This is a genomic window from Streptococcus sp. E24BD, assembly GCF_041807825.1.
Lineage (GTDB): Bacteria > Bacillota > Bacilli > Lactobacillales > Streptococcaceae > Streptococcus > Streptococcus entericus.
Genome location: NZ_JBGTZB010000075.1, coordinates 1 through 1026, shown reverse-complemented (window position 1 = coordinate 1026; position 1026 = coordinate 1). Strand labels below are relative to the sequence as shown.

Sequence of the window (1026 nt, the reverse complement as noted above, 5' to 3'; positions counted from 1 at the left end):
TACTTGTTGCCAAGATTAGAAACGAAGAGGGAGGAATGCCTTAAAGTCTATCAAAAACAAATCAAAAACCATCAAAGGGCTTTGACTAGCTTGCAAGCTGAGCAAAGCGAACTTTACCAGAACTACCGCCTTGAAGCTCAGGAGCGAGAGACCTATCTTTCTCAAAAGGCTACTATTACCTCAAAGATTGAAACCCTCTCACAAGAGATAGCTCATTATGAGGCTTTGATGAGACAGATTGAGGAGAAACATCGTCAACAGGTCAGTTGGGTTAGACATCTAGCTAAGAGCCAAAATCAAGTTGTTTTAACGGGAGAACTCTTAAATGTTTTAATAGAACGGATTGAGGTTGATGTGGATAAGTCTGTAACAGTCACTTTTACTTGCCAGATTGGAGGTGATGAACGTGACTAAAATTGCTCTGTACCTCCGTTTGTCAGTAGATGAGGCTGAAACAGATGAAAGTAACTCAATCACGAATCAACGGTACTTGTTAAATCGTTACCTTGACCAAGCAACTGAGTTTAAGAACTGGGAGCGCTTGGAATTTGTAGACGATGGTTTTTCAGGAACAAGCCTGAATCGTCCGTCTTTTCAACGCTTGATGGCCGATGTTAAGTCTGGAACTATCCGTCATATCATTGTCAAGGATTTGTCTCGATTTATGCGTGATTATCTGGAGTTAGGGAACTATTTGGAAAATATCTTTCCTTTTCTTGGGGTTCGATTTATCGCTCTCAATGACCAGTACGATAGCATGGTTTCTGAGAATAATGGCTTAGATATTGATGTGCCATTTCGGAATTTACTCAATGATTTCTATGCCAAAGATGTCTCGGAAAAGGTCAAGAGTGCAATGAACAGCATGAAACGCTCGGGTAAAAACATGAGCTGGTTGCCTCCATTTGGTTATCTCAAGGATCCAGAGGACCGTTTCAAGATTATTATTGACGAGACAGTTGCACCAATTGTTCGACGGATTTTCGCCTTGTACCTTGATGGTAATAGTTACCAAACAATTGCTCG

General features: G+C 40.9%; 1 protein-coding gene and 1 pseudogene. Both read left to right on the top strand.

Going from position 1 to position 1026, the window contains the following annotated elements:
* Positions 1 to 414: pseudogene (locus ACERC5_RS10110) on the top strand (recombinase); the annotation flags it as partial.
* Positions 407 to 1026: recombinase family protein (locus tag ACERC5_RS10105; protein ID WP_373660674.1), on the top strand; the 620-nt coding region annotated here is incomplete at its 3' end. The pseudogene ACERC5_RS10110 and the gene ACERC5_RS10105, both read left to right, overlap by 8 nt.